This window comes from Sphingobium sp. PNB, from assembly GCF_019873065.1.
In the GTDB taxonomy this organism is placed as follows: domain Bacteria; phylum Pseudomonadota; class Alphaproteobacteria; order Sphingomonadales; family Sphingomonadaceae; genus Sphingobium; species Sphingobium fuliginis.
Map to the genome: position 1 here is coordinate 43469 of NZ_JAINEZ010000020.1, position 24443 is coordinate 67911.

Sequence of the window (24443 nt, forward strand, 5' to 3'; positions counted from 1 at the left end):
ATGCTGCGGCGGCCCTGCCGGCCCGAACCCATGCGCTTCATGTCCGCCTGACGATGTTTGGGCGTTCCGGCTGTAGGCATCGGCATTGCGGGGATTGCGTTGTCGCCGCCACAATCCGTCTCCGACAGAAAGGCGGATTCTCTCCATGACCAGCTATCTCGATCGACTGATCGCCGATCCCACCAGTTTCCACGACGCGCCCTATGCGCAGGCCTTCACGCTCAGCCGCGACGAGCTCGACAGGCTGCATCTGGAGGGCGCGCGCAAACGCTTTGCCGAACTTCGTCCTGGCCTGTCGGTGCTGGACAAGCTGGCGCGCGAGCAGGGCATCGACACGATCGAGACGATCGACGATCTGGCGCCGCTGCTGTTTCCGCATACCGTCTACAAATCCTATCCGATCAGCTATCTGGAGCGCAGCCGCTTCGACAAGCTGACCAAATGGCTTGCGGGCCTGACGACCAGCGACATTTCCCATGTCGATGCCAGCGGTATCGAGACGATCGACGACTGGATCGACCTGCTCGACGCGGAAACCGACCTCACTATCCAGCATACGTCGGGCACGACCGGCAAGCTGAGCTTCGTCCCCCGCACCAAGAAACAGTGGCGCGAGACGATCGTCCATTCGGCGGTCGTCATCCGCGACTGGTGGCCGGATCGCGGCCCGGACATATTGAAGGACGGGATGCCGATCATCATTCCGGGCTATCGCTATGGCGCCGCGGCGATGCAGCGCGGCAATGGCATCCAGGTCGATCTTTATGCCAAGGGCGAGGAAAACACCCTGTTCCTCTACCCCGACGCCCGCTTCAGCGCGGACATCGCCTCGCTTGGCGGCCGCCTGCGCGCGGCGGAGGCGCGGGGTGAGGCCGGCATGATCGACATTCCGCCAGTCCTGCTGGAACGGCGGGAGGCTCTGCTGGAACTGGAGCGCCGCCGGCCCGACGACCTCAAGCATTTCTTCAGCGAGGCGCAGCGGCGCTTCGGCGGGCGCGACGTCTATGTGACGGCGATGTGGGCGATCCTCTACGACTGGGCGGAGGAGGGGCTGAAGCGCGGCCTCAAGAATGTCTTCGGCAAGGGCAGCGTGCTGCTGACCGGCGGTGGCAAGAAGGGCAAGGAACTGCCCGACGACTGGCGCAAGCGCGTACTCGAGTTTCTGGGTTTCGATACCATCTATGAAATGTACGCCACGTCCGAACAGATGGGTCTGTCGATGATGTGCGAGCATGGCCATTATCACATCCCGCCGATCCAGATCCCGTTCCTGCTCGACCCGGCGACCGGCAAGCCTTTGCCGCGCAAGGACGGCCTGACCGGCCGCTTTGCCTCGTTCGACCTGATGCCCAACACCTATTGGGCCGGGCTGGTGACGGGGGATGAGATCACGCTGGCGGGCTGGGAAAAACCCTGCGCCTGTGGCCGCACCGGGCCGCACGTCATTCCGCCGGTTCGCCGCTACAGCGAGAAGGAAGGCGGCGATGATCGCATCGTCTGCGCCGGCGCCCCCGAAGCGCATGATCGCGCCCTCGAATTTCTTGCCGAACTGTCGATGTGAGTAGAGCCATGACTGATCAATTCCGCGTTCCTCTGATCATCCGGGGTCAGATTATCGATGATGCTGAAGTCGATTATGGCGGCCGCCGGGGTGGCGTCAGCTTCTCGGCGCCCGACATCGCCAAGCATGTCGCGCGCCTGCCCCTGCGCACCCCCTCGGCCATGGCCGACCTTTATTCGCTCAGCTTCGATGAGATACTGGATTTCCTCGTCGCCCTGGGGGAGCGGCTGGATTTCGGGCAGAACCGGCATTTGCAGGAAGCGTTTCGCCTGTCCTGCCTGACCTCCGGCCTGTCGGAGAGCATATTGCGCGTCCACTTCCAGCATATCGGCGCCGCCTTCGATCGCACCGAAATGCGGCGGATGATGGAGCGCTCCTGCGGCGTCGACTATCTGGAAGGTTGGGTGGATCAGGGGGCTGGCAGATTTCCGGGCCTGACCGCCCGCACGCGCGCCTTCGGTGCGCGGACCGTGCATGTCATTGCCGGCAATGCGCCCATCGTGTCGATCCTGACGGTGATCCGCAATGCGCTGACCCGATCGGACGCGATCATCAAGCTGCCGTCCAACGATCCGCTGACGGCGGCCGCGCTGGTGCGAACCATGGTCGAGATGGACCCTGACCATCCGCTGTCGAAACATGTCTCCGTCGCCTATTGGAAGGGCGGCGACGATCAGGTGGAATCGGCGATTTATGATCCGCGTGGCATCGAAAAGATCGTCGCCTGGGGTGGGTTCGATTCGGTCAAGCATATCACCCGCTATCTGCAACCGGGCATCGACCTCATCACCCAGGACCCCAAGCTGTCGGGAACGATCATCGGTCGCGAAGCCTTCGCCGATGAAGCGACGCTGGGTCAGGTGGCGCGCCGTCTGGCGCTCGACATCGGCGCCCAGAATCAGGAAGGCTGCGTGTCCGCGCGCGTCATCTATGTCGAATGCGGCACGGACGAAGCCGGGCTGGAGCGCGCCAATCGGCTGGGGCAGATGACCTTCGATGCACTCCAGCGTCTGCCCGATCATCTGAGCACGCCGCACAAGGCATTCGACGGCGCGCTCAAGGCCGAGATCGACGGCATCCGCCTCAATGACGAAGATTATCGCATCTTCGGCGGTCGGACCAACGAGGGCGCGGTGATCGTCAGCCAGGAGGATTATCCGGTCGACTTTTCCCGCACGCTCGCCTGCCGGGTGGGCAATATCGTGCCCATCGACAGCAGGGAAACGGCCGTCAGCGCAGTCAACGCCTATACCCAGACGATCGGCATCTTTCCCGAAAGCCTCAAGGACGAGCTGCGCGACCGCCTCGCTTTCCAGGGCGCGCAGCGGATCGTGTCGCTGGGCGGAGCGGCGACGATGCAGCATAATATGGAAAGGCAGGATGCGATCGAGCCGGTGCGCCGCATGCTGAAGTGGGTGACCGAAGAACAGGCATCCGGCGAGATGCTGGCCGCGCTGGCAGGCTGAGGGGAGCCAAGGACATGGTGGAAGCTGATCTGGTGATCCGGGGCGGAACGATCGTCGACGGGCAAGGCGGCGATCCGTTCGAGGCGGACATCGCCATTGCCGACGGCCGTATCGCGGCGATCGGTGCTGATGTCGGTCAAGGCCGCGAGGAGATCGATGCCCGTGGCCTCCTCGTCACGCCTGGCTTCGTCGATGTTCATACCCATTATGACGGGCAGGTCACCTGGTCGGACAGTCTGGTGCCTTCCGCCGAACATGGCGTCACCACCGTCGTCATCGGCAATTGCGGCGTCGGTTTCGCGCCGTGCCGGCCGGAGGACCGCGAGGCGCTGGTCAATGTCATGGAGGGCGTGGAGGACATTCCCGAAGCGGTGATGGCGAAGGGCCTGCCCTGGAATTGGGAGAGCTTCCCGGATTATCTGCGATCGCTCGAGGCGCGCGCCTGGGACGCGGATGTGGGTGCCTATATTCCCCATTCGCCCCTGCGGGTCTATGCGATGGGCCAGCGCGGGCTGGACCGCGAGCCGGCGACCGCGGCGGATGTCGCGCGGATGGCGCAGCTCGTGGCGGAGGGGATGGCGGCCGGCGCGCTTGGTTTCGCGACATCGCGTTCGCTGGTGCATCGGCGCGGCGATGGCGCTTTCATCCCGTCCTTTCAGGCGGAAAGCGATGAACTGGTGGCGATCGCCCGATCGGTGGGTGATGCGGGGCGCGGCGTGCTTCAGATGATCCCGAATCTCGATACCGCCGACTGGGACAGCGACATCGATCTGATGAAGCGCATGGCCAGCGCCTCGGGGCGTCCGCTGACCTATTCGCTCGCCCAATGGTCGACCGATCCGCAGGGCTGGCGGCGCACCATGGATGCGCTGGCCGAGCATAATCGCACCAGCGCGGCGCCGGTGCTGGCGCAGGTTTTTCCCCGGCCGATGGGCGCGATGTGCGGCCTGTCGACGTCGGCCAACGCGTTCAGCCATTGTGCAAGCTATCGTGCGATTGCGGACCGACCGCTGGCTGAAAAGGTCGCCATCATGCGCGATCCCGCCTTCCGCGCGCGACTGATCGCGGAGGAGCCGGATGAGACGCCGACGCCGCTGCATCGCTTGCTGCGCACATGGGACAATATCTATCCGCTCGGAGCCGAGCCGGACTATGAACCTTCACCGGACCGGAGCATCGCCGCGCTGGCCGCAAAGCGCCGCGTCGGTCCTGTCGAACTGGTCTATGATCTGATGCTGGAGCAGGAGGGCCATGCGCTGATCCTGATGCCCTTTTCCAATTATGCGGAAAAGTCGCTGGACCCTGCGCTCGCAATGATGCGCGATCCCTACAGCATCGTCGGACTGGGTGATGGCGGCGCGCATTATGGCATCATCTGCGATGCCAGCTATCCGACGACGATGCTGTCCTACTGGACCCGCGATCGGGCCGGCGAGCAACTGACGATCCCTGCGGCAGTCAAGGCGCTGAGCGCGAACAACGCCGATTTCCTGGGGCTGCGGGACAGGGGGCGGCTGAAGCCGGGGATGAAGGCCGACATCAACCTGATCGATCATGGCGCGCTGAGGTTGCATGCCCCCCATGTCGTCCATGACCTGCCCGGCGGTGGGCGCCGTCTGGCGCAGCAGGCCACCGGCTATCGCGCCACGATGGTCAGCGGCGTGATCACCCGGCGGGACGGCGCCGATACTGGCGCGCGTCCCGGAAGGCTGATCCGCGCTGCCTGATCAGGCGCGTGGCTGGATGGTCGTGCCGCCCGTCAGTCCATGGCGGATGAAGGGTGAGGCGAGGAAATCATGCGGAAAACCGAGCGGCGTGCGGCTCAACGCATCCAGACGTTCCAATTGCGCGGGCTCCAGCGTGACGCCAAGTGCGGCGACATTATCCTCATATTGCCGCATCGTCCGTGCGCCCACCAGCGGCGAGACGACCGCCGGATTGGCGAGGGTCCAGGCGATCGCCACCTGAGCCGAGGTGACGCCCATCTCGTCGGCGATGCCCTTCACCGCGTCGGCGATGGTGACCACGCGCGCGTCAACACGGCCTGCCGCTTCGAGCAGGGCACCGCGACCGCCGGCCTCGCCGGCATGGGCGCTGCCGCCGGTTGCATATTTGCCCGACAGCATGCCGCTCGCCAGCGGCGACCAGGGCATGACGCCGATACCCAGCGCCTTGGCGGCGGGGATGAGTTCGCGTTCCGCCGTGCGCTCGACCAGATTATATTCGACCTGCAAGGCCGCCAACTGGGACCATCCCCGCAATTCCGCCACGGTTTGCAGCCGGGCCATCTGCCATGCAGGCGTGTCCGACAGGCCCAGATAGAGGATCTTGCCCTGCGTCACGAGGTCGTCGAACGCGCGCATGATCTCATCCGCGGGCGTCGTATCGTCCCAGGCGTGCAGGAAGAGCAGATCGATCCGGTCCGTGCGCAGGCGTTTGAGGCTGGTTTCGACCGTCTGCATCATGTTCCGGCGGCTGTTGCCTGCGGCATTGGGATCGCCGACCGATCGGGTCAGCGAATATTTGGTCGACAGGACCAGCCGTTCGCGCTTGGCTTCCGCGAACTTGCCGGTCAGTATTTCTGACGCGCCGTCGGCATAATAGCCCGCCGTGTCGATGAAATTGCCGCCCTGGTCGACATAGCTGTCGAAAATCCGGCGGGATTCCTGCTCGTCCGCGCCCCATTCCTCGCCAAAGGTCATGGTACCGAGCGCCAGCGGGGAAACCCGCAGGCCCGAGCGGCCGAGCAGGCGATAGCTGTCGAGCGACAGCGTCTGAATGTTCGTCTGTGTCATGGTCGTTTTCAATCTTTCGCTGCTTCGGTGACGACCCAGTGCATCATCTTGTGCACCGGCCATCCCCCATCGTGCGGCAGGCCGCCGAATTTTCCGTTGTTGATGTTGCCGAGACCGACGATACGCTGGGCGCCCGCCGAGGAAAGCCCATCGCGCACCTCGGCAATGCGGGAGGGGGGATAGACGCCGACCGACTGGGTGGCGACGGTGACATGCTGGATCGCGTCGGCAAGCCGGTCGACCGCGACGACATTGACGAGCTTTCCGCCGGGATTGAACGACACCGGTTCGCTGGAGCGGATGACCATGCCCCGGCCGTCGGGGCGTCCGAACAGGCGGTAGACCGGCTCCAGATTGCCCAGCATGTCCAGTTCGTCGATCAGCATGGCGGGCGGCAGCGGGCCGTCGGGGCCGGCGCCATAGCGGATATCCTTGCCCATCGCCTCCACCAGCGCTTCGCAATAGCGGTCGACCTGCTCGCCCGATCCTTCAACAAACTGGAAACGGGCGCAGCTGCATGCATCCTGATTGAAGGCGATGATGTCGGCCGCGCTCCGTTCGGCAATGGTCGCGAGGGGGACGTCATCAAAGGCTTCGCGGCCGATCAGCGAAATCGAGACCTTGGGATCGAAGGACATGATCTCGAAGCCCGGCGCGGCATATTGCATGGCGTGGCGTACCGCCGCCTCGCCACCCCAGACGGCGAGCTTGTCGAAATATTGCGAGCGCAGGATGTGATTTTCGATGTTGGCATCGCCGCCGCGCCAGTAAGCGGCGGAGAAGGAGCGCGTCACTGGATGGTTGGGGCCGACATCCGCCATCGTCCGCAGCAGGGCGGTCGCCGTGAACATGTCGTTGGACGGCATTTTGAGCAGGTGGACGCCCTTGCTGATCGCCCCTCGGACAATCGTGACCGGCGGCACGATCGGGGCGTTGCCGGCCAGAACATGCACCATGCGCGGCGGGAAGGCGCGGATGTCGAAGGCCGTGCCCTGAATGTCGCGCCGCGCCCACCCATCCAGCACGTCGAGCGATCCCAGCGACTGTTCGGCTTCCGCCTCGACCGCCTCGCGGGTGAAGAACCAGGCGATATCGCGGTAGCAATTCTCCAGGATGCGCGCGCCAAGAGTGTTGCAGCGCAGATTATAGGCCGCGGCTTCCTGAAGATAGATGTTCCGGTCGAAATCGAGCGCCTTGCCGACTTCGACGAGGAAATCCACGATCTCCGCAAGCGGCGTGTCGAAGGCGGGGCCGGGCTGGCTTCGCGGCCAGATCAACGAGTCCAGATCGATCGAAGGGGTCATGACCGTCGTGCCGCTGGCCCGCGAACGGTGCTCGACGGCGGCGTCGAGCTGGACCACGCCCTTGATCACATGGGGAACGAGCAGCCGGTCATTATCGGCGATGATTTCATGCAGCATGTCTCCCTCCTGTCGTTCAGGCCGCTACCGGCTGGGGTGCGGTAATCGATCCGCGCACATAGGAATCGATCGATCCGGCGCAGCTGAGCTTGTCCTCACCTTCTTCCAGATCGGCGTAACGGGCGATCGCGTGAACGACCGGCGTCTTCACGCCTTCCAGGCCGGAGCCGAACTCCACCTGCACCTTGTCGCCGGAAATGATGCCGCCCCAGCGGCCGTCCGCCAATATGTCGAAAAACGCCATGCGGCCTTCGATCCGGCCAACATCCTTCGTCGTGCCCAGCAGCTTTTCGCCCGGCTTGTCGAGGATGAGCGGGATGATCCATGGCGGCACCGCATAGGATTCGGTCGGCTGGATCTTGGCGCAGAAGCCGCTCATTTCGACCATCGCATAGGAACTGGTGATGCGGTCCGGCGTGACGCCGAAAAAGCCCATAATTTGTTCCTTATAGTCGGCCGGGACAGCCGCTCCCTTGGTGCCGCCGCCAAAGCTCATCAGCGTGTCGGGATGGAAATCGCCGTCCCTGATCCCGCGCGCGCGTAGAGCCTGCACGATCTGCCAGGCGACGCCATACATGACGCCGATATAGAGCGGGCGATCCCGGCGGCTGACAAGCAGGTCCATCCATGCGTCGAACTCGCCTGCCCGCGTCTGCTGGCGGGCCTCGACCTCCGCCTCATAGGCGGCGATCTCGCCGGGACCGACCTTGCCGGCAGCCAGCAGGCGGCGCAGCTGCGCGGGGCGCATGGCGTCGAAGGCGCGCATCGGATATTCGCTCAGGCGATGAAATTCGCCGGGCGCAGCCCAGCGCGGGAAATGGACATTGCAGAATTCGATCATCTTGTGGGTGCCGCGCGGCGGCATCATGGTGAAGACCGAGCGGCCGTGATCGGGCACATAGGCCGGTGTCGACAGGTCGGCCGCCGCCAGACAGGCGGCGAGCGACAGGTTGCGGTCCTGCGTCGACTGGTTGAGGAAGGAGGATTTGCCCGACGTCCCGCTCGACGCGAAGACATGGTGGCCCGCAGACTTGGCGCGGTCCAGCCATTCGTCAATGTCGCGCACATCCGCAACGTCGATATTGTCCGTCGGATAGCTGCTCAGCGTGCCGAGCCACATGTTCATATGCTTCCACTGGCCATTGTCGACAAAAGCCTCAGGATAGCTTTTATAATTGGTGTGGGCGAACAGGAGCGGGACGAGGTCGGCCAGGCTGTCGATGCTGTCGATACCGGCTTCTTTCGCCCGCTTGTCGAGCACCCGGATCTGCTGGCGCCGCTCCGCGAAGCGCTCGCGAGCCGCTTCCAGTTGCAGTTCGGCCAGATTGTCCGGGGCATTTCGGAACGGATCGGGCGACCGGGCAAGGGCGATCAATTCGTCAACGGCGCTCATCAGTGAAAACTCCTCTCAGCTTTGCCGGGAAGTATAGGCGACGCCCGATATTTGGCCGCTCGATTCACTGTTATGGGTAGGACATACTATTCTCAGCATGACCTTTCCGACCGATGGTGTGCCGATCCCCCTGCCAAAACAAGGCTGCTATCTTTCGGCAGGGCAGAAGGCGGACTCCCCGCGCCATGATGCCGGCGCAACACAGGAGCAGGGGGTGACATGCCCGGTCCACTGGACGAAGTATTGGCGTTTTTTCGGGAAAGCAGCGGCTCGCGCGAAGACATGCTGTCCGCCATGGAGCGCCGGTTTACGGCGGAGACGCGCTGGGAAAATGTCGGCGTGGCGACAACCGTCGGGGTCGATCAGGCGAGGCAGTTCATCGACGGCTTTCTGGGCCGGATTCCGTTCGAACGCTGCGCGGTCATGGTCCATCATGCGGCCGCCGCAGGTAATATCGTCCTGACCGAGCGCAGCGATATTTTCTATGGGCCGGATGGGCAGGAAATGCTCTCGCTGCGGCTGATGGGCGCCCTGGAAATGGACGGCCCCCATATCGTCGCCTGGCGCGACTATTTCGACACAAGCGGCTTTTGAAGGGGGATGCTATGACCGATCGCAAGGCTGTCTGGGCGCAGATCGTCCCGATGCCGGGGGCCAATCTGTCGGCGCTGGCACAGAGTTATGAAGCGGCGGGCGTGGAAGGGGTCTGGGCGCCGCAAATGTTCGGCGCGCCCTTCACGACGCTGGCCGCCGTCGCGCCCGCCACGCAGCGCATCAAGCTGGGGACCGGCATCGCGCTGGCGTTCGTGCGCAGTCCGCTGGAAACCGCGTGCAGCGCCATCGACCTGGACCTCATCAGCAACGGCCGGATGGTGCTGGGGCTGGGGTCGAGCGCGCAGAGCCAGATCGAGGGATCATTCGGCAGCGCCTATGGCAAGCCGCTCGCCCATATGCGCGAGATCGTGGGCATGATCCGCGCTGTCGTGGCCCGCGGGCATACAGGCGAGCTGACCGAACTGGCGGGAGACTATCACCGTCTCGACCTTTCGCACTTCCGCTTGCTGCACAAGCCGGTGCGCGGCGACATTCCCATCGTGCTGCCGGCGGTGTTCCAGAAGGCCTGCGCGCAGGCGGCGGAAATTGCCGACGGGCTGCTTGGGCACCCCCTGTGGAACGATGCCTGGATTGAGCGGGAAGTGGCCGCCCATATGAAGGCTGGGCTGGATCGGGCCGGCCGGGCGCGCAAGGACTTCTCGCTCAACATTTCGATATTCACGGCGATTTCTGACGACAGGCGAGAGGCGATCGAGGATTGCCGGGGGACTGTGGCTTATTACAGCCAGTCGCCCCAATATCTGCGCTATTTCGAGGAAATCGGTTTCGGCCGCGAGGCATCGGCGATTCAGGCCGCCTTCGCGCAGGGGGACATGGCGGGGATGGCGGCTGCCTGCACCGACGCCATGGTGGAAAGCATCGCCGTGGTCGGAACGGCCGATGAAGTGCGGGTCCGGGTTGCGCGGCGCGCCGCGCTGGCCGACGCGATTACGCCGGTCATCCCTCATTATGGCCTGTCGCCCGAAAAAAGCGCGATCTACACGCAGCGTATAGCGGAGACATTTTATGGCTGATTCCACCGCTGTCGCGGCCATGGCGGGGGGCGGGCTTTACAACCGGCATTCGGGCCTGCAACAGGCCAATCTGCAATCCGCGCTCCCCCTGCTGGAGGAGGCGGCGCGGGCCATTGGCGATGCCTCCGCCGGTCCTGTCACTATTGTCGACTATGGCGCATCGCAGGGACGTAATTCGATGGCGCCGATGGCGACGGCCATCGATCTGGTTCGTGCGAAAAATGCGCAGCGGCCGGTTCAGATCGTGCATACGGACCTGCCCTCCAACGATTTCACGTCGCTGTTCGGCTTGCTGGATCAGGACCCGGCCAGCTATCTTAACGGCCGGCAGGGCGTCTTTCCTTCCGCCATAGGCCGATCCTATTTCGATGCGATTCTGCCACCCGGCAGCGTGGATCTGAGTTGGTCTTCCAATGCGCTGCACTGGATGAGCCGCAATCCGGTCGACGTCGCGGATCATGGCTGGGCGATCTTCAGCCGGTCCGCGCAGGCGCGTGCCGCCGTCGACGCGGTGCTGGCGGAGGACTGGCTTTCCTTCCTGAAGGCGCGCGCCATCGAGTTGCGGCCGGGGGGGCGCCTGATCTGCCAGTTCATGGGCCGGGGACCCGACAGCCACGGATTCGAATGGATGGCCGGGAATTTCTGGCAATCGATCGTCGACATGGAAGGCGAAGGACTGCTCAGCGCCGACGAAACGCTGAAGATGACAGCGCCCTCGGCGGGCCGCTCGCTGGATCAGGTGAGGGCGCCTTTCGATGCCGGGCTGGTGCCCGATCTGGTGCTGGAGCATCTGGCCGCGATCCCGTCCCCCGATCCCTATTGGGAGGGCTATCAACAGACCGGCGATGCGGCCGAACTGGGGCGGCAGTGGGCGGCCATGATGGGCGCGGCCAACGGCCCCAACTTCCTTGCACGCGTCGATGCGTCCCGCGATCAGGCAGCGTTGCTGGCCAGTCTGGTGCAGCGTGTGGCGGATCGGGTCGAGGCAGATCCGCAGCGTAGCCGTGCCTTCATCCTGATCCTGTCCATCAGGAAGCCGGCTTGAAACGCGATCTCCGCTGAGCGGGGCGCCCGGTCCGCGGCATCGGCAATGAACCAAAAGGGAGAGGAAGCAGCATGGCCCGCCTTGCAGAAAAGATTTGCATCATCACCGGAAGCGGGAGCGGCATCGGACGAGCCAGCGCGTTGATGTTCGCACGGGAAGGCGCGACGGTGATCGTCGCGGACATTCGTGCCGAAGCGTCTGAGGCGACCGCGCAGGCCATTGTCGACGCCGGCGGATTGGCGCGCGCGATGACCGTTGACGTCAGCGAACAGGCCGATCTGGAACATATGATCGGCCAGACCGTCGCGGACTTCGGCCGCATCGACGTGCTCTTCAACAATGCCCTTTATGTCAATCAGGACCACGCCATGCGTGACATGGATTTCCTGGCTTTCGACCCCGACATCTTCCTTGCCAATGTGCGGGTCAACGTATTGGGCGCGGTTCTGGCGAGCAAGCTCGTCATTCCGCACATGCTGGAGCGCGGGGTGGGGTCGATCATCTCCACCTCGTCCGGCAGTTCCATGGGTGGGGATATTACCGCCTACAGCTATGGATCGTCCAAAGCCGCACTCAACTGGTTCGTGCAGGCGATCGCCGCCACCTATGGCAAACAGGGCATCCGCAGCAATGCGATCCTTCCCGGTCCGACGCAGACGCCCGCCAAACTGCAATGGTCCACGCCGGAAATGGACCGACTGTTTCTGGAGGTACTCAACACCCCCTTTATCGGCGAGCCGGAAGACATTGCGGCCATGGCGCTTTTCCTTGCGTCCGACGAGTCCCGCTACGTCAACGGCATGCTGTATCCTGTCGATGGCGGTCAGAGCTGCACCGTGCCGTTCATCAGCGTGACGCGGGCGCTTTCCCGAGGCTGAATGCAGCAATCCCAGATTTGAGGAAAACAGAAGAGGAGAGGATGATGGGCGTCGAACTGGAACAGAAGGTACGGGAATTTTGCGATGCCTGGGGCGACGGCAGCGATGCCAGCAGACCGGACGTCGAGAAGATCCTGTCGATGATGGCGGAGGATGCCGAATGGCAGCTCTGGGTTCCCGGCGGTCCCGTCGTGAAGGGCAAGGCGGCGTTGCGCGCAGAGATTGAGCGGCAAATGGCCTTCGCCACCAACAATAAATGCAACGAGGTGAACATCCTCTCCAGCGATCGGATGGTGATGCAGGAGAGGTCCGATACCGCCATCATCATGGGACGGCCCTGTCCGCATCAGATGGTCGCCATCTATGAGTTTGACGGTGCCGGGCTGATTTCACGCTGGCGCGAATATCTCGATATGGCGGACCTTACGCGCAAGATGGGCATAGACGAAGCCGCGGCAGGCGGGACGGAAGTGCCGGCCTGATTGCGTCTCCCCGCTGCAATCTCGCGTCAGGCATGGAACAGGGCGATCAGGACCGCGCAGGTCAGGACCGCCCAAGCCTGAAATCCCCAGAGCAGCCAGTGCGGCGCGTGCCGCAACTCCATGAACTCGCGCCCGACGAGCAGAACCTTCGTGAAGGCGATGACGAGGATCACGGAACGAAGCAGAAAGGCGTTGCCCAATGCCATCGTCTCGAACGACAGAAAGGTCGCGGCGATCAACGTCGCCCAGACCAGTGTGATGCGGCTACGCCAGATCATGGCCATGAAACGGATTCCCTAAAGCAGATAGAGCAGGGCGAAGAGGATGATCCAGAGCAGGTCCACCAGATGCCAGAAGGCACCGCTCCCCTCGATCAGGGCGACGCCGCCCTGCATCCGGCCGGTCCGGTCGAAGCGCGACAGGGTAAAGCACAGCACCCCCAATCCGATCAGCACATGCACCAGATGGATGCCGGTAAACATATAATAATAGATCGAAAAACTGTTGCTGTTGAGCGTGAAGCCCTGTGCGATCTTCGCTGAATATTCGAACGCCTTGACGATGACGAAGCCGCTGCCGAGCAGGATCGCGCCCAGCAGCAGCGGTCGCGCCTTGTCGTCGTCCCGGCGAACCGCCGCGACGGCCTGTGCGACAAGGAGACTGCTGGTCAGCAGCAAAAGCGTGTTGAGAAGGCCAAGGCTCCGGTCGAGCAGCGCCTGCGAGCTTTCGAACAGCGCCAGTTCCTGCTGCCGGGCGAGCGCATAGGTGATGAAGAAGACGGCAAAGACGACAAGATCGCCGCCGATGAACACCCATACGCCTTCCTCTCCCGGCACATGGCCGCGCGGAGGCGAAGCGGCGGCTTGCGAAGCAGCCATTATTCGCCGCCCAGCGCGTCGCGCTTGATCGCGCCGAGCATGGCGAAGATCATCAGGTTGAACCAGATGCCGAACACGACGGCGGGCATCCAGAAAGCCAGGGCACCGTTCCAGGCAAAGGGGCCGGTCTTGAACAGGCCGATCGCCAATCCGGGCAGCAGCAGCACGCCGGTCCACAGGTTCATATAACCGAGCCAGCGTGGCAGGATGGGCCGTGCGCGGCGGTCGCCCAGAATGACGAAGCCGGTCAGCAGATTCTGCACGAAGGCGGGCACCGCCGGCATGACGAACAGCAGAAAGGCGATATCACTCAGCGCACCGACGACGGCGTCCGGCCGGTCGGGCCGATAGGCGGCCGCCGTGAAGATCAGCCCGGCGAAGAATAGAGTGACGAAGCCAAAGGCCACGACCATCACAAAGGCCCAGGTCAAAGGCGATACCGGGCCTTCGATCTTCTTCATGAAGGTGGCGACCGCTGCCAGAAAGGGGAAGAACAGCACGGAGGAGGAGGCGATCAGGATGGCGCCCGCCAATATGCCGATCTGGTGGCTGCGATAATAGGCGGCCACTTCCGCAGCGGGCATGGACGGGGCCAGCGGCGGGAACATGTGCGCGACCGGCCATATGCCGACGAACATCATCGTACCGGCAATGGCGCCCATATAGGTGCATAGCTTCATCGTCATGCTCTTGGTCGTCATGCGGCCTCCCTCTGCCCTGTTTTGTTGTGCAGGCGGAAGATTGTGAAGCGAAGGCGCTCAGGCCACCCGCCCATGGATAGGGTTCCTGTCGGCGATCCCGCCTGCACAAGGGTAATATTCTTGCCACGGCCACCGGAAAAGGCGGCGAGAGAGGAGCAGCGGAGAGGGTGATGAGTGACATTGAGGCGAACAAGGCGGTGGCCCGCCGCTACATGCGGGCCGTGGAGGAGGGCGATGTCGGGACGATCGAGGCCCTTCAGCATCCCGATTGCCAGTGGTGGATATTGGGCCATGGCGACATGAGCCGGGCCGACTTCATCGCCAGCGTGAAGGGCGGACTGCTGAGTGCGCAGAAGCGCACGGCCGAGGTGGTCGGGATAACCGCTGAAGGGGACCGGGTGGCGGTTGAAGTCAGGGGCGAGATGGTTTTTCCGGACCGGATCTATCGCAACGAATATCATAATCTGCTGATCATCCGAGACGGGCAGATCATCTCCGGCAAGGAATATATGGATACCCGCGCCGTGGCCGAAGCCTTTTCGGCGGGGGAGGGCGGGCAGTGACGAATGCCGCTCCGCTCAATGATTATGACGATGCGGCGGTCGGCCGGATCACCGCCTTTGTCGAGCAACTGACCGGCGGCAAGGTTGTCGGGCTTGAGCGCCTCGTCCGCTGGCGCCCCTCCTGGTTCGTCGACGTCGAAAGCGAGGGGACGATCCGCCGCCTGCACCTGCGCGGCGACCGGGGCGGCGACGTGTCCATCTTTCCCGACCTCAAGCGCGAGGCCGACGTCATCGCCCTGCTTCACAGCCAAGGACTGCCGGTGCCGGAGATTTACGGCTATCTTGCCGATCCGCCCTGTATCGTGATGGAGGCGATCGAAGGGACGCGCGATTTCTCGGCGCTCGATGCCGCCACGAAAAGCGCCATCGGCCGCGTCTATATGCGGGCGGTCGCCGCGATGCACCGGCTGCCGGTCGAACCCTTCGTGGCCGCCGGCGTGCATCGGCCCGTGGGCGCCGAGGCGATCGCGCTGGTCGGACTGGACGCCTATATGCCGCATTACCGGCGAACCAAGAGCCGGCCCGAGCCGTTGCTGGAATTCGTCATCGGCTGGCTTCGCCGCAATGTGCCGCGGCACCGCCAGCGCGCCAGCTTCATCCAGTTCGATTCGGGCCAATATCTGGTCGATCAGGGCGCGATGACCAAGCTCTACGATTTCGAATTTTCGATGATCGGCGATCCGCTGGTCGACATCGCCACCATGGGGATGCGCAACAGCTATGAACCGCTGGGCGCGCCGTTGCCGGAACTGGTGCGCTATTATGAGGAAGCGACGGGCGAGCCGGTCGATCATGACGCGGTGGTTTTCCACGTCCTGCAATTTTCGCTGCTCGGCACGATGCAATTCACCGGGACTGTCGGCAAGCCATGCCCCGGCGATCCGCATCCGGTCTATCTCATGTTCGATCTTGCGCTGCGCCGCTCCATCCTGCTGGCGCTGTCGCGGCTGACCGGCGATGCCCTGCCCGAACTGCCGCCGCTGGAACAGCGCACGGGTGACAATGCGCCTCTGCTGGCCAAGCTGGCCGATACGCTCGGGGCGCTTCCGGTGATGGGGGAGGGGGCGGAAACGCATAAGGCGCAGGTGGCCGAACTGATCGAATGGGTGCAGCGCGCCGACGATCATGGGACGGATATGGTGGCGCGCAACATCGCGGATGTGTCCGCGCTTCTCGGCCGTCGCTTCGACCGCTGGGCCGATGCCGCCGAGGCGCTGGAAGCGCATATCATCGAAGCGGGACCGGAGGAGGACGCCGCGCTCATCACTCTGCTCGCGACGATCGAGGGGCGGCGGCTGCAACTGTTTGGGCCGACTGTGCTGGGCGAAGCGGCGCGCCATGTCGTCCTGCCGGTGACGCGCCCGGACTGAAGGGCGGTCGCGCCCTTGCCGTCGGACAGGTCACGCCCCTGTCCTTCATGATGATGCCAATATTGAGGACAGGAGCAGGATATGAGCGAAAAGATAGTGCTGGTGACGGGCGCGACGCGCGGGCTGGGGCGCGGCATGGCGCGAGGCCTGGCTTCACGCGGCCATGTGGTGGCGGTCACCGGGCGCGACCGGGCGCAGCTTGCCGATGTCGTGAAGGAGATTGAACGGGCGGGCGGAAAGGGCATCGCGCTGGTATGCGATCACCGTGACGATGCCGCCGTGGAAAGGGCGTTCGCGCAACTGGCCGAGCGGACGGATGGCAGGCTGGACCTGCTCGTCAACAATGCCGCCGCGGTTTACGGACCCGAACTGGTCGCGCCGGGCGGTTTCTGGGAAAAGCCGCTCAGGCTGGCGGACATGATCACCATCGGCCTGCGCTCCAACTACGTCGCGGCCTATCATGCCGCGCCGATGATGGTGGCGGCGGGCAGGGGCCTGATCGCCAGCATTTCCTTCTATGGCGCGGTGTCCTATTTTCACGGGCCGGCCTATGGCGCGGCAAAGGCGGGGACGGACAAGATGACGGCCGACATGGCGGTCGATCTTGCGCCGCATGGCGTTTCCGCCGTCTCCTTCTGGCCGGGCTTCATTCTCACCGATGCGGTGAAGGCCATGCCGCCCGAAATGATCCCCGAAGACCTGCGCGCCGCCATGCCCCATTGGGAAACGCCGGAATTTTCCGGCCTTGTCCTCGACCGGCTCGCGCAAGACCCGGACCTTGCCTCCCTGTCGGGCCAGGCGCTGATCGGCGCGGAACTGGGGGAGCGCTACGGCATCCGGGATACGGACGGGAAGCAGCCCCTATCCTATCGGGCGACGATGGGCGCGCCGACGCCTTTCATGCCGTCCGTCCGGCAAGGTTGAGAGGACAGAAATCAGGAGAGGAAAGGCAAAAGCGATGATCGATGCCGTGCTGGTCGTGCTGACCAAAGCCGTTCCGGGCCGGGAGGCCGATATGGAGGATTGGTACAGCAACATCCATATTCGCGACGCGCTGCGTTTCCGGGGGTCGGTGACGGCGCAGCGCTTCCGGCTCGCCGTGGAGCAGCCCTGTCCGCCCGAAGGCTTTGACTGGCAGTATCTCGCCTTCTACGACGTATTCGACCCGGTTCGCTTCAGTCGTGAGCATCTGGACAATGCGCTGACATCGCGGATGCAGGTGTCGGACGCCATTGATGACAGCCTGCTCTATGACTTTCATTATTATCCGTTGCTCTTTCAGGACAATGATCCGGAGGTCGCGCATTGCGGCGGCGTCATCCTGGAGGAATTCAACCCGCTTGCGGGCAGCGATGACCGTTTCAGACGTTTCTATGCGGAAAGCTATTTTCGCGAGGCGGCCGCCCGACCCGGCGTCAAATCGGCCGCTTTCCTGACCTTTCGCACCTTTGGCCAGATGATCCCGATGACGCCCGACTATCGCTATGTCGCGATCTACAGGATCAACGATCCGGACGCTGCCCATCAAGCATGGAGAGGCGCGGACGCCCTGCTGGCGAACAGCGGCCTGCTCCGGCCCGAGGGGATACGCATCACGCGGTGGGACCGTGCGACACCCCGTCTCACCAAGGACGATGTCCAGCATCCGACCGCCGTCGGCCTGGCGGAAGAAGAACGCGCCCGGGCGCAAATGGGCGACCGGGTACGCACCGGCGGCACGGAAAAGCTGGCGATGAGCTGATCCGTCAGGCGGTCGGGGGGCGATCGACGATGGTGCGCATCCGGCGATAGGCCGGGCGCGCCGCCATCCGCTCGACATAGGCGGCGATGTTCGGATGTCCCTCCACGTCGACGGACATGAACAGCCGCGTGGTAGTGAAAGGAAAAGTCATCATGATGTCGGCTGCCGTGAACCGGTCGCCCGCCATATATGGTTTATGCGAAAGCCGGTCGTCGACAAGTGTCAGCAGGCGCGCCGCATGGGTCCGTCCCGCGACACGGGAGGGGTGATCCTGCGCGATGCCTGCGCGTTCGGCCATGATCTCGGTCACCAGCGCCGGCATCAGGGATGATTCGGCGAAATGGAACCAGAAAAGATAATCAGCATAGTCCGGATCGCCGGGATTGGCGCGGAGCGTGCCCTTCCCTTGCGTCGTGGCGAGATATTCCATGACCGCCCCGCTCTCGGCGATCCGACGCCCATCGGCCTCGATCACGGGTGAAGAACCCAGCGGATGCAATGCCTTATAGGCGGGCTCCGCCGCGAGCGTTTCCAGCCGCGCATAGAAGCGGATGTCATAGGGCCACTCCACTTCCTCCATCAGCCAAACCGCGCGTTCGGAGCGGGACCTGTTAAGTTGAAAGATGGTGATGCTCATGAAGGGCTCTCCGCTTGAGGGGCGCCATAGATGCGCCGCTTATCAATTCCGCCAAACCTATCTTTATCTAGGTATCGCGGAGCGTCCGCCGTGGCAGCGTCCCGCTGCGGCGGAAGCCCAGCGGTCCCGCATCCATGAGAGACAGGAGAGAAGATGCCCATGACGGATTTATCGGGACGCGTCGCTATCGTCACCGGATCGGGCGCCAATATCGGGGAAGCCTGCGCACGAGCCCTGGCAAAGGCCGGCGCGGCAGTTATCCTGGCGGATATCGCGGTCGAGCGGGCAGAGGTCGTCGCCCGATCTATCCAGGCTTCGGGCGGACAGGCGACGGGGATGTTCCTCGATCTTGCGCAAGAGGACAGTATCACGGCGCTGGTCGAAGATGTGATGCGGCAGCACCAGCGCATCGACATCCTTCACAACAATGCCGCCGATACGCGGCTGGAGCAGATGGCGGCAGATGGCTCGCTTCTCGATCTCGATGCCGCGACCTGGGATCGCGCCTTCCACATCAATGCCAGGGGCACGATGCTGATGATCAAGGCGGTCGCTCCGCACATGATTTCAGGCGGCGGCGGTTCCATCATCAACACTTCGACGGGTGTGGCATTGACCGGCGACATCAACAATCCTTCCTATTCCGCGTCCAAGGCGGCTGTGAACGCCCTGACCCGCAATGCCGCCGTGCAGTTCGGCCGGTTCAATATCCGGGTCAATGCGGTCGCGCCGGGCCTCGTGCTCTCCCCCCTTGCCCGGGAGATGATGACCGCCGATCAGATCGCCATGGTCCAGCGGCATGTCCTTCTGCCGCGCGAGAGCGTGCCGGAGGATATTGCCGGCGCGGTGCTGTTCCTGGCATCGGATGGCGCGGCCTTCATCACCGGGCAGGTGATCGGGGTAGACGGCGGTATCGTTAACCACACGCCCTATGTCGCAGATATGCTGGAAAGCATGAACCGGGCGCACTGACCGGAAAGAGGGCGGGATGGGCATATTCACGCATGTCTGCCTTGGCAGCAACGATCTGGGACGGTCCGCCCGTTTCTACGATGCGGTGCTTGCGCCGTTGGGGATCGTCAATCTTGGCCCGTTTCTGGATCAGGGCATCGGCTATGGGAGACGGGTGCCCGAATTGCTTATCCTGCGCCCGCTCCACGGTCGGGCGACATGCGCCAACGGTGCGACTTTGGGATTGAAGGCGCCGGATCGCCGCGCGGTCGATCATTTTCATCGCGCGGGTCTGGCCGCGGGCGGCAAGGATGCCGGGCCGCCCGGTCCGCGCGGAGCGGTGCCCCATGCCTATGGCGCCTATCTGCTGGACCCCGATGACAACAAGATCTGCGCCTACTGCTTCGACCCGCCATAGGCGCACAGCTATCGATAGTCGGGCGCCCGGCGCTCATCAGGGAAACAGGAGGATATGGAATGGTGGGATCATTGGAGCGGCGCGTGGCGATCGTGACGGGCGCGGCGCAGGGCATCGGACGGGAGGTGGCGACAGTGCTGTCGGAGCGCGGCGCGACCGTGATTCTGGCGGACATATTGGCAGATCGGGTGGAGGCGGCGGCGGATTCGCTGCGCGGCAAGGGTCTCCGTGCCGAGGCGGAGACGTTCGACCTGACCGATGAGGACAGCGTCTGCGCTGCGGTCGCGCGGATCGCTGGCCGGCACGGGCGGATCGACATCATCCACAATAATGCCGCCTATCAGACGATCGAGCAGCGCGCCCTCGACCGCGATGTCGTCCATCTCGACACCGGCGCCTGGGACAAGGCCTTTGCCGTCAATGCGCGGGGGCCTATGCTGCTGTGCAAACATGCGCTGCCGGCCATGATCGCGGGCGGCGGCGGGTCGCTCATCCATTCCGCATCCGGTTTCGGCCTGCTGGGTGAAATGACGCTGACGGCCTATGGCGCGTCCAAGGCGGCGCTTATTAATCTCAGCCGCTTTCTCGCGACCCAATATGGCAAGCAGGGAATCCGGTCCAATGTGATCGCCATCGGCTTCGTCCTCAGTGATACGGCCGTCGAAACCACACCGCAGGCGGTCAAGGACGTACTGCGCGACCATCATCTCAATCCCGACCTCGGCAGCCCTCGCGATATCGCCCATGTCGTTGCCTTTCTGGCCTCGGACGAGTCCCGCTTCATCAACGGCGCGATGATCCCGGTGGACGGCGGCTTTACCGCGCATCAGCCCACAATGGTCGATTTCCAACGCCTGTTCGAGGCATCGGGGAGCAATCAGTTGTAGCCGACCAGCGCGCCGTCATAGCAGCGCGTCGACAAGCTTCGCGGTTTCGAGATCTTCATAGGCGGTGGTCAGCCGCAGATGATTCATGACGTTGATCTCCCAGCCATAATTGACGACGGGCGTCGTCAGCCAGCCGATATAGACGCCCCATATCAGGGTCCGCCGATATTCTTCCCAGGCACTGTCGAAGGCGGGAGGGCGCGCCACGCCTTCCTGTCCCAGGCGGTCCAGATAATAGCCCAGAAGATCGCGCTCATGCGCCCGCCGGTCCGCGATGGAAAGGCCGGTGGTCACGATATAGTTGACGTCGTGCATCGCGTAACCGCGCACCATGAGCTGCCAGTCGAGCAGGCCCGCTGTTCCGTCGGGCAGGCGGTAGCTGTTGCCGAGATGAGTGTCGCCATGCAGCAGCGTCTGGGGCAGGGTCGATTGATGCCGCTGGACCGCCTGCACGCCGGCAAGCAGCCGGTCCGGCGTCGTGCGCAGCCGCTGCACCATCTCCCGTTTGAAATTTTCGGTCTCGACCTCATGCGCGATATAGGCGGGCGCCAGTTCATTCATCATCGTTGCGACCGCGCCTTCGACATGCGTTTCGACCCAGGCCAGATCCGCGCTGAAGCGGGGCGACTCCCAGAAGCGGGCGTGCAGCCGGGCCAGTTGATCCAGCAGGGAGCGCACATCATCCGGCCCGGTCCGCACGGTCGTATTCGGGAAGGTCGCGCCCCGCACGCTCAGCTCTTCGAGCAACAGGCCGAAATGCGTGGTGGACGGATTGAAGTCGCCACCGAAACAGCGCGGCGCTTCCATCGCGAGTTCCGGCCGGATTCCCCGGTAGAAGGCCACTTCATTGGCGTAGAAGGGCGCCATGATCTCATCGACCGCCCGGGTCAGCTTGAGCACCAGGCGGTTGGGCAGGTCAGGGGGTGTGTCATCGGTATAATCGACCTCGATCGACACGCGCCCGGCGGTCGACACCATCTGCTCGCCATAGGTCTTGGCATCGATGATGCGCAGGCCGACGGCGGTTGCGCCCGCTACGGTCGTGGCCAGCAGCTGGTTGATATAATCGACGGTGATCCCGTCCGTGGATGTGGGATGTTTCAAGGCCATAAGGATACTCATCGGAACAGAGGGCGGTTCAGCTTGCCGAGGGCGTGACAACAGCGACCCTATCCAATTGCAGGTTCCTTGATCGACGACGTGGCCAGTCTGACCGAAACGGAGCCTGGGGGCTTTTGGTACAGGAGAGAGCTATGCGTGAAGCTGCGTTGGAACTGCTCAACCGGACGATGGACGAGCAGTTGAAGCGATCCGAGCATCCCAGCGATTTTCCGGCCCTTCCCCCGATTCCCGCCGGCCGGTACACCGACCCGCGTTTCGAGGCGCTGGAAAAAGACGGGCTTTGGAATCGGACCTGGCTGCTGGCCGGCATTGCGTCCGACCTGCCGGAGCCGGGTTCCTATCGTCTGTTCCAGCATCTGGACCGCTCGGTCATTCTCTCGCACGGCAAGGATGGCCGGATACGGGCGTTCCATAATGCCTGCCGTCACCGGGGGTCGCCGCTTCTGCTCGAACCGCAGGGGCGGGCCATGCGCTTTATCTGCCCCTATCATGCCTGGGGTTACGATCTGGAAGGAACACTCAAATCGGTGCCAAGCCAGCATGATTTCGCCTGTCTCAACAAGGCGGAGAACGGCCTGATCGAAGTGCGATGCGACACCTATCGCGGTTTCATCTTCATCAATTTCGATGACGATGCGGAACCGTTACAGGAGTTTCTGGGTGAATTCGTCGCGCTGACCGAAGGATATCCGCTGGATCGAATGGTAGTGAAGGATCATTTTTTCATCGAAATGGCGTGCAACTGGAAAATCGCCTATCATAATTTCCTTGAGATCTATCACGTCAATACGGTTCATCCTAAAACACTGGCACCGCATCTGGATTCCCGCAGTTTCGTGATTGCCCTCTATGAAGGCGGTCATATGCGGTTCGGCACGCGCAAAAAGGGCGGGGAGTCGCTGTTCAAGACCCCGCCGATCAAACCGGACGACATCGCGCCGGTTTTTCTGGAAAATACGGTTGCGCTGCCGACCTTCCCCAACACGTTTTTCTCGCTCGATCCGGTGGGGTTCAACCTGCAATGCTTCTGGCCGGTGGGTTCCGATCGGTCGATCATGGAAGTGCGTCAGATGGGGTGGACAACCGAGAGTGAGGATGACAGGCTTTATTGGCAGGGCATGCGCGAGGCGACCGAACATATCCTGTCCGAAGATATGTGCCTGTTCGAAAATATCCAGCAATCGCTGAGGAACGGGACGATCCCGTCAATCTGGGCGGGCTATCAGGAGCGCGCGCTTTACTGGTTCGAGGAAGAAATCGATCGGCGCATCGGGCCGGACCGGGTGCCCGCCGACTTGCGTGTCCAGCCGCGCATCGCGTCCTTCATGGCGCCGCGCAGCGCATGATCGCGCCGGTCGAGGCAGAGCTGCGGCGTTAAAATCGATGGCCCCCAGCCGCGACCCGTGCGCGGCAGGGGGCCATGACCGTCATTCGCCCAGCAGTTTCCAGCTGCCCAGATCCTCGCCCGCGGCGAAGAACCGCTCGTTCATCGGCAGGCCGTTCTGGCCCCAATGGTCCATGTTCGCCACCCAGGCCTGAATACCGTACATCACCCAGCGCGGTACCTGTTCATTCCAGATGGTGTCGAGATCGATGACGTTGGTCGCGCCTTCCCTGATCAGGCAGTCGCGATAATGGGCGATCAGGTCGCGATGATTTTGGCGGCGCTCCTCGATCGTCAGCGATCCGACGGTGAAATAGGTGAGGTCGCGCCATGGCCGCCCGCGCCGGCCCAATTGCCAGTCGACCCACATGCGCTCGCCATTGGGCAGGATATAGGTGTTGCCCTGATGGCAGTCGCCCAGGATGATGCAATAGGGGGCATCGAAGGCGCGTTCGAATTCCACCAGCCGGTCATAGGCGCGCTCGACCCGGCTTGCGTCGTCCAGATAATGTCTGGGCGCGATGGCGCGGAAATTGGGGTCTTTCAGATTCTCGCCGATCCAGTGCCACATGATGCGAACCTGATTATAATCGACCGGAACCGCCATGGATGTCGGCAGCCAGGGCGCCGCTTGAGGGGTGATCAATGGGCTGTCCCACAGACCCGCATGCAATTTTGCTAGATCCGCCAGCGCGGTCGCGACCCCTTCGACACCGGCATGCTGGGTCGAATGGCCGAACTTCCCGCCCCGATCGGTGAGATCCTCCAGCACGATGACGCCCTGCGCCGACCCGTCGTCATCCCAGTCGGCATAATAGCAGCTGGCCGTGTTGGCGGTGAGTTTGTCCGTCAGGAAATGATAGAAGCGCGCTTCAAGCGCATGGATGTCGACATCATCGAACATGCCCGACCAGTTCGACTTGATGCACAGATTGCGCGGCAATCCGGCGGCCTGCCCGGCCTCGTTCCAGTCCACGGCAACGCGCAATTTCGTGGTGTGGCTGTCGAACAGTTGCACGACCTCCATCGATTGCGCGACGACTCCCGGATATTTGTTGGCCAGCAACGATCCCAGCCACGCGGCGTCCGGCGTGAACCGGCCGCGGGGCAGGGCGGCGGCGC

The 24443-nt window shown here is 63.4% G+C and carries 25 protein-coding genes; 16 read left to right on the top strand and 9 right to left on the bottom strand.

Translation table 11 applies throughout. From position 1 onward, the window contains the following. Positions 1-145: 145 nt before the first annotated feature. From K7W03_RS09345 to K7W03_RS09355, 3 genes are read left to right on the top strand one after another with little or no spacing between them, the layout of a single operon-like run. Positions 146-1561 carry a hypothetical protein gene (locus K7W03_RS09345; protein ID WP_222886142.1) on the top strand — a complete coding sequence of 472 codons (1416 nt, stop codon included), beginning with the start codon at positions 146-148 and terminating at the stop codon, positions 1559-1561. A gap of 8 nt (positions 1562-1569) precedes the next feature. Further along, complete coding sequence (locus K7W03_RS09350) at positions 1570-3027, top strand: acyl-CoA reductase (protein ID WP_222886143.1); 1458 nt, start codon at positions 1570-1572, stop codon at positions 3025-3027. A gap of 14 nt (positions 3028-3041) precedes the next feature. Then, positions 3042-4754, top strand: coding sequence for an N-acyl-D-amino-acid deacylase family protein (locus tag K7W03_RS09355; protein WP_222886144.1), 1713 nt, complete (start codon positions 3042-3044; stop codon positions 4752-4754). On the opposite strand, the gene K7W03_RS09360 is transcribed toward K7W03_RS09355, so the two are convergent. From K7W03_RS09360 to K7W03_RS09370, 3 genes are read right to left on the bottom strand one after another with little or no spacing between them, the layout of a single operon-like run. Continuing rightward, on the bottom strand, positions 4755-5834 hold the full coding sequence (locus K7W03_RS09360) for an aldo/keto reductase (RefSeq protein ID WP_222886145.1): 1080 nt from the start codon (positions 5832-5834) through the stop codon (positions 4755-4757). After that, a complete protein-coding gene (locus tag K7W03_RS09365; RefSeq protein WP_222886146.1) occupies positions 5831-7243 on the bottom strand; it encodes an acyl-CoA reductase in 1413 nt (470 codons plus the stop codon). The genes K7W03_RS09360 and K7W03_RS09365 overlap by 4 nt, the downstream gene beginning before the upstream one ends. A 16-nt stretch (positions 7244-7259) precedes the next feature. After that, complete coding sequence (locus K7W03_RS09370; protein ID WP_222886147.1) at positions 7260-8636, bottom strand: hypothetical protein; 1377 nt, start codon at positions 8634-8636, stop codon at positions 7260-7262. A 219-nt stretch (positions 8637-8855) separates the two neighbouring features. On the opposite strand from K7W03_RS09370, the gene K7W03_RS09375 reads away from it, so the two are divergent. The 5 genes from K7W03_RS09375 to K7W03_RS09395 all read left to right on the top strand — a co-directional run bounded on the left by K7W03_RS09375 (position 8856) and on the right by K7W03_RS09395 (position 12669). Further along, positions 8856-9230 (top strand): limonene-1,2-epoxide hydrolase family protein, encoded by a 375-nt coding sequence (locus K7W03_RS09375; protein ID WP_226869980.1) that lies wholly within the window; start codon positions 8856-8858, stop codon positions 9228-9230. An 11-nt stretch (positions 9231-9241) separates the two neighbouring features. Beyond that, positions 9242-10264, top strand: coding sequence for an LLM class flavin-dependent oxidoreductase (locus K7W03_RS09380; protein ID WP_222886148.1), 1023 nt, complete (start codon positions 9242-9244; stop codon positions 10262-10264). Further along, the gene (locus K7W03_RS09385; protein WP_222886149.1) at positions 10257-11309 is read left to right on the top strand and encodes a class I SAM-dependent methyltransferase; all 1053 of its coding nucleotides are present in this window, start codon (positions 10257-10259) and stop codon (positions 11307-11309) included. Before K7W03_RS09380 ends, K7W03_RS09385 begins: the two co-directional genes overlap by 8 nt. 71 nt (positions 11310-11380) lie before the next feature. Continuing rightward, a complete protein-coding gene (locus tag K7W03_RS09390; RefSeq protein ID WP_222886150.1) occupies positions 11381-12187 on the top strand; it encodes an SDR family NAD(P)-dependent oxidoreductase in 807 nt (268 codons plus the stop codon). 41 nt (positions 12188-12228) lie between these two features. Beyond that, positions 12229-12669 (top strand): nuclear transport factor 2 family protein, encoded by a 441-nt coding sequence (locus K7W03_RS09395; protein WP_222886151.1) that lies wholly within the window; start codon positions 12229-12231, stop codon positions 12667-12669. A 26-nt stretch (positions 12670-12695) separates the two neighbouring features. Here K7W03_RS09395 and K7W03_RS09400 read toward each other — a convergent pair whose 3' ends face one another. The 3 genes from K7W03_RS09400 to K7W03_RS09410 are packed head-to-tail and all read right to left on the bottom strand — an operon-like array spanning position 12696 to position 14248. After that, entirely contained in the window at positions 12696-12953 is a 258-nt protein-coding gene (locus K7W03_RS09400) for a cytochrome C oxidase subunit IV family protein (protein WP_222886152.1), read from the bottom strand. A gap of 12 nt (positions 12954-12965) precedes the next feature. Then, positions 12966-13547 carry a cytochrome c oxidase subunit 3 gene (locus tag K7W03_RS09405; RefSeq protein WP_222886153.1) on the bottom strand — a complete coding sequence of 194 codons (582 nt, stop codon included), beginning with the start codon at positions 13545-13547 and terminating at the stop codon, positions 12966-12968. After that, a complete protein-coding gene (locus K7W03_RS09410; RefSeq protein ID WP_222886154.1) occupies positions 13547-14248 on the bottom strand; it encodes a hypothetical protein in 702 nt (233 codons plus the stop codon). Before K7W03_RS09410 ends, K7W03_RS09405 begins: the two co-directional genes overlap by 1 nt. 170 nt (positions 14249-14418) lie before the next feature. Between K7W03_RS09410 and K7W03_RS09415 the strand changes: the two genes are divergently transcribed. From K7W03_RS09415 to K7W03_RS09430, 4 genes are all read left to right on the top strand, one after another. Further along, a complete protein-coding gene (locus K7W03_RS09415; RefSeq protein WP_222886155.1) occupies positions 14419-14811 on the top strand; it encodes a nuclear transport factor 2 family protein in 393 nt (130 codons plus the stop codon). After that, positions 14808-16181 carry a phosphotransferase gene (locus tag K7W03_RS09420; protein WP_222886156.1) on the top strand — a complete coding sequence of 458 codons (1374 nt, stop codon included), beginning with the start codon at positions 14808-14810 and terminating at the stop codon, positions 16179-16181. Before K7W03_RS09415 ends, K7W03_RS09420 begins: the two co-directional genes overlap by 4 nt. An 81-nt stretch (positions 16182-16262) precedes the next feature. Continuing rightward, positions 16263-17105 (top strand): SDR family NAD(P)-dependent oxidoreductase, encoded by an 843-nt coding sequence (locus K7W03_RS09425; RefSeq protein WP_222886157.1) that lies wholly within the window; start codon positions 16263-16265, stop codon positions 17103-17105. 34 nt (positions 17106-17139) lie between these two features. Continuing rightward, positions 17140-17922: a hypothetical protein gene (locus K7W03_RS09430; protein WP_066563090.1), complete on the top strand. Its 783-nt coding sequence runs from the start codon at positions 17140-17142 to the stop codon at positions 17920-17922. Positions 17923-17926: 4 nt separating this feature from the next. On the opposite strand, the gene K7W03_RS09435 is transcribed toward K7W03_RS09430, so the two are convergent. Beyond that, positions 17927-18559 carry a glutathione S-transferase family protein gene (locus K7W03_RS09435; RefSeq protein ID WP_222886158.1) on the bottom strand — a complete coding sequence of 211 codons (633 nt, stop codon included), beginning with the start codon at positions 18557-18559 and terminating at the stop codon, positions 17927-17929. 159 nt (positions 18560-18718) lie between these two features. Between K7W03_RS09435 and K7W03_RS09440 the strand changes: the two genes are divergently transcribed. Genes K7W03_RS09440 through K7W03_RS09450 form a run of 3 tightly spaced genes read left to right on the top strand, consistent with a single transcriptional unit; the run spans position 18719 to position 20815 of the window. Further along, complete coding sequence (locus K7W03_RS09440) at positions 18719-19531, top strand: SDR family NAD(P)-dependent oxidoreductase (RefSeq protein ID WP_226869983.1); 813 nt, start codon at positions 18719-18721, stop codon at positions 19529-19531. Between the two features lie 16 nt (positions 19532-19547). Continuing rightward, positions 19548-19928, top strand: coding sequence for a VOC family protein (locus tag K7W03_RS09445; protein ID WP_066563076.1), 381 nt, complete (start codon positions 19548-19550; stop codon positions 19926-19928). 59 nt (positions 19929-19987) lie between these two features. Next, entirely contained in the window at positions 19988-20815 is an 828-nt protein-coding gene (locus K7W03_RS09450; protein ID WP_222886159.1) for an SDR family NAD(P)-dependent oxidoreductase, read from the top strand. A gap of 15 nt (positions 20816-20830) precedes the next feature. On the opposite strand, the gene K7W03_RS09455 is transcribed toward K7W03_RS09450, so the two are convergent. After that, positions 20831-21925, bottom strand: coding sequence for a phosphotransferase (locus K7W03_RS09455; protein ID WP_066563072.1), 1095 nt, complete (start codon positions 21923-21925; stop codon positions 20831-20833). Positions 21926-22068: 143 nt separating this feature from the next. Between K7W03_RS09455 and K7W03_RS09460 the strand changes: the two genes are divergently transcribed. Further along, positions 22069-23283: an aromatic ring-hydroxylating oxygenase subunit alpha gene (locus K7W03_RS09460; protein WP_222886160.1), complete on the top strand. Its 1215-nt coding sequence runs from the start codon at positions 22069-22071 to the stop codon at positions 23281-23283. 81 nt (positions 23284-23364) lie between these two features. On the opposite strand, the gene K7W03_RS09465 is transcribed toward K7W03_RS09460, so the two are convergent. Beyond that, positions 23365-24443: ecdysteroid 22-kinase family protein (locus K7W03_RS09465; protein WP_226869984.1), on the bottom strand; the 1079-nt coding region annotated here is incomplete at its 5' end.

What these genes read in the sequence shown, in the direction of transcription:
- K7W03_RS09375 (WP_226869980.1), top strand. Translation starts at nt 8,856, where the DNA reads ATGCCCGGTCCACTGGACGAAGTATTGGCGTTTTTTCGGGAAAGCAGC.
- K7W03_RS09450 (WP_222886159.1), top strand. Translation starts at nt 19,988, where the DNA reads ATGGTGGGATCATTGGAGCGGCGCGTGGCGATCGTGACGGGCGCGGCG.
- K7W03_RS09440 (WP_226869983.1), top strand. Translation starts at nt 18,719, where the DNA reads ATGACGGATTTATCGGGACGCGTCGCTATCGTCACCGGATCGGGCGCC.
- K7W03_RS09405 (WP_222886153.1), bottom strand. Translation starts at nt 13,547, where the DNA reads ATGGCTGCTTCGCAAGCCGCCGCTTCGCCTCCGCGCGGCCATGTGCCG.
- K7W03_RS09395 (WP_222886151.1), top strand. Translation starts at nt 12,229, where the DNA reads ATGATGGGCGTCGAACTGGAACAGAAGGTACGGGAATTTTGCGATGCC.
- K7W03_RS09370 (WP_222886147.1), bottom strand. Translation starts at nt 8,636, where the DNA reads ATGAGCGCCGTTGACGAATTGATCGCCCTTGCCCGGTCGCCCGATCCG.
- K7W03_RS09435 (WP_222886158.1), bottom strand. Translation starts at nt 18,559, where the DNA reads ATGAGCATCACCATCTTTCAACTTAACAGGTCCCGCTCCGAACGCGCG.
- K7W03_RS09455 (WP_066563072.1), bottom strand. Translation starts at nt 21,925, where the DNA reads ATGGCCTTGAAACATCCCACATCCACGGACGGGATCACCGTCGATTAT.
- K7W03_RS09385 (WP_222886149.1), top strand. Translation starts at nt 10,257, where the DNA reads ATGGCTGATTCCACCGCTGTCGCGGCCATGGCGGGGGGCGGGCTTTAC.
- K7W03_RS09425 (WP_222886157.1), top strand. Translation starts at nt 16,263, where the DNA reads ATGAGCGAAAAGATAGTGCTGGTGACGGGCGCGACGCGCGGGCTGGGG.
- K7W03_RS09355 (WP_222886144.1), top strand. Translation starts at nt 3,042, where the DNA reads ATGGTGGAAGCTGATCTGGTGATCCGGGGCGGAACGATCGTCGACGGG.
- K7W03_RS09415 (WP_222886155.1), top strand. Translation starts at nt 14,419, where the DNA reads ATGAGTGACATTGAGGCGAACAAGGCGGTGGCCCGCCGCTACATGCGG.
- K7W03_RS09390 (WP_222886150.1), top strand. Translation starts at nt 11,381, where the DNA reads ATGGCCCGCCTTGCAGAAAAGATTTGCATCATCACCGGAAGCGGGAGC.
- K7W03_RS09410 (WP_222886154.1), bottom strand. Translation starts at nt 14,248, where the DNA reads ATGACGACCAAGAGCATGACGATGAAGCTATGCACCTATATGGGCGCC.
- K7W03_RS09430 (WP_066563090.1), top strand. Translation starts at nt 17,140, where the DNA reads ATGATCGATGCCGTGCTGGTCGTGCTGACCAAAGCCGTTCCGGGCCGG.
- K7W03_RS09445 (WP_066563076.1), top strand. Translation starts at nt 19,548, where the DNA reads ATGGGCATATTCACGCATGTCTGCCTTGGCAGCAACGATCTGGGACGG.
- K7W03_RS09400 (WP_222886152.1), bottom strand. Translation starts at nt 12,953, where the DNA reads ATGGCCATGATCTGGCGTAGCCGCATCACACTGGTCTGGGCGACGTTG.
- K7W03_RS09460 (WP_222886160.1), top strand. Translation starts at nt 22,069, where the DNA reads ATGCGTGAAGCTGCGTTGGAACTGCTCAACCGGACGATGGACGAGCAG.
- K7W03_RS09380 (WP_222886148.1), top strand. Translation starts at nt 9,242, where the DNA reads ATGACCGATCGCAAGGCTGTCTGGGCGCAGATCGTCCCGATGCCGGGG.
- K7W03_RS09350 (WP_222886143.1), top strand. Translation starts at nt 1,570, where the DNA reads ATGACTGATCAATTCCGCGTTCCTCTGATCATCCGGGGTCAGATTATC.
- K7W03_RS09365 (WP_222886146.1), bottom strand. Translation starts at nt 7,243, where the DNA reads ATGCTGCATGAAATCATCGCCGATAATGACCGGCTGCTCGTTCCCCAT.
- K7W03_RS09345 (WP_222886142.1), top strand. Translation starts at nt 146, where the DNA reads ATGACCAGCTATCTCGATCGACTGATCGCCGATCCCACCAGTTTCCAC.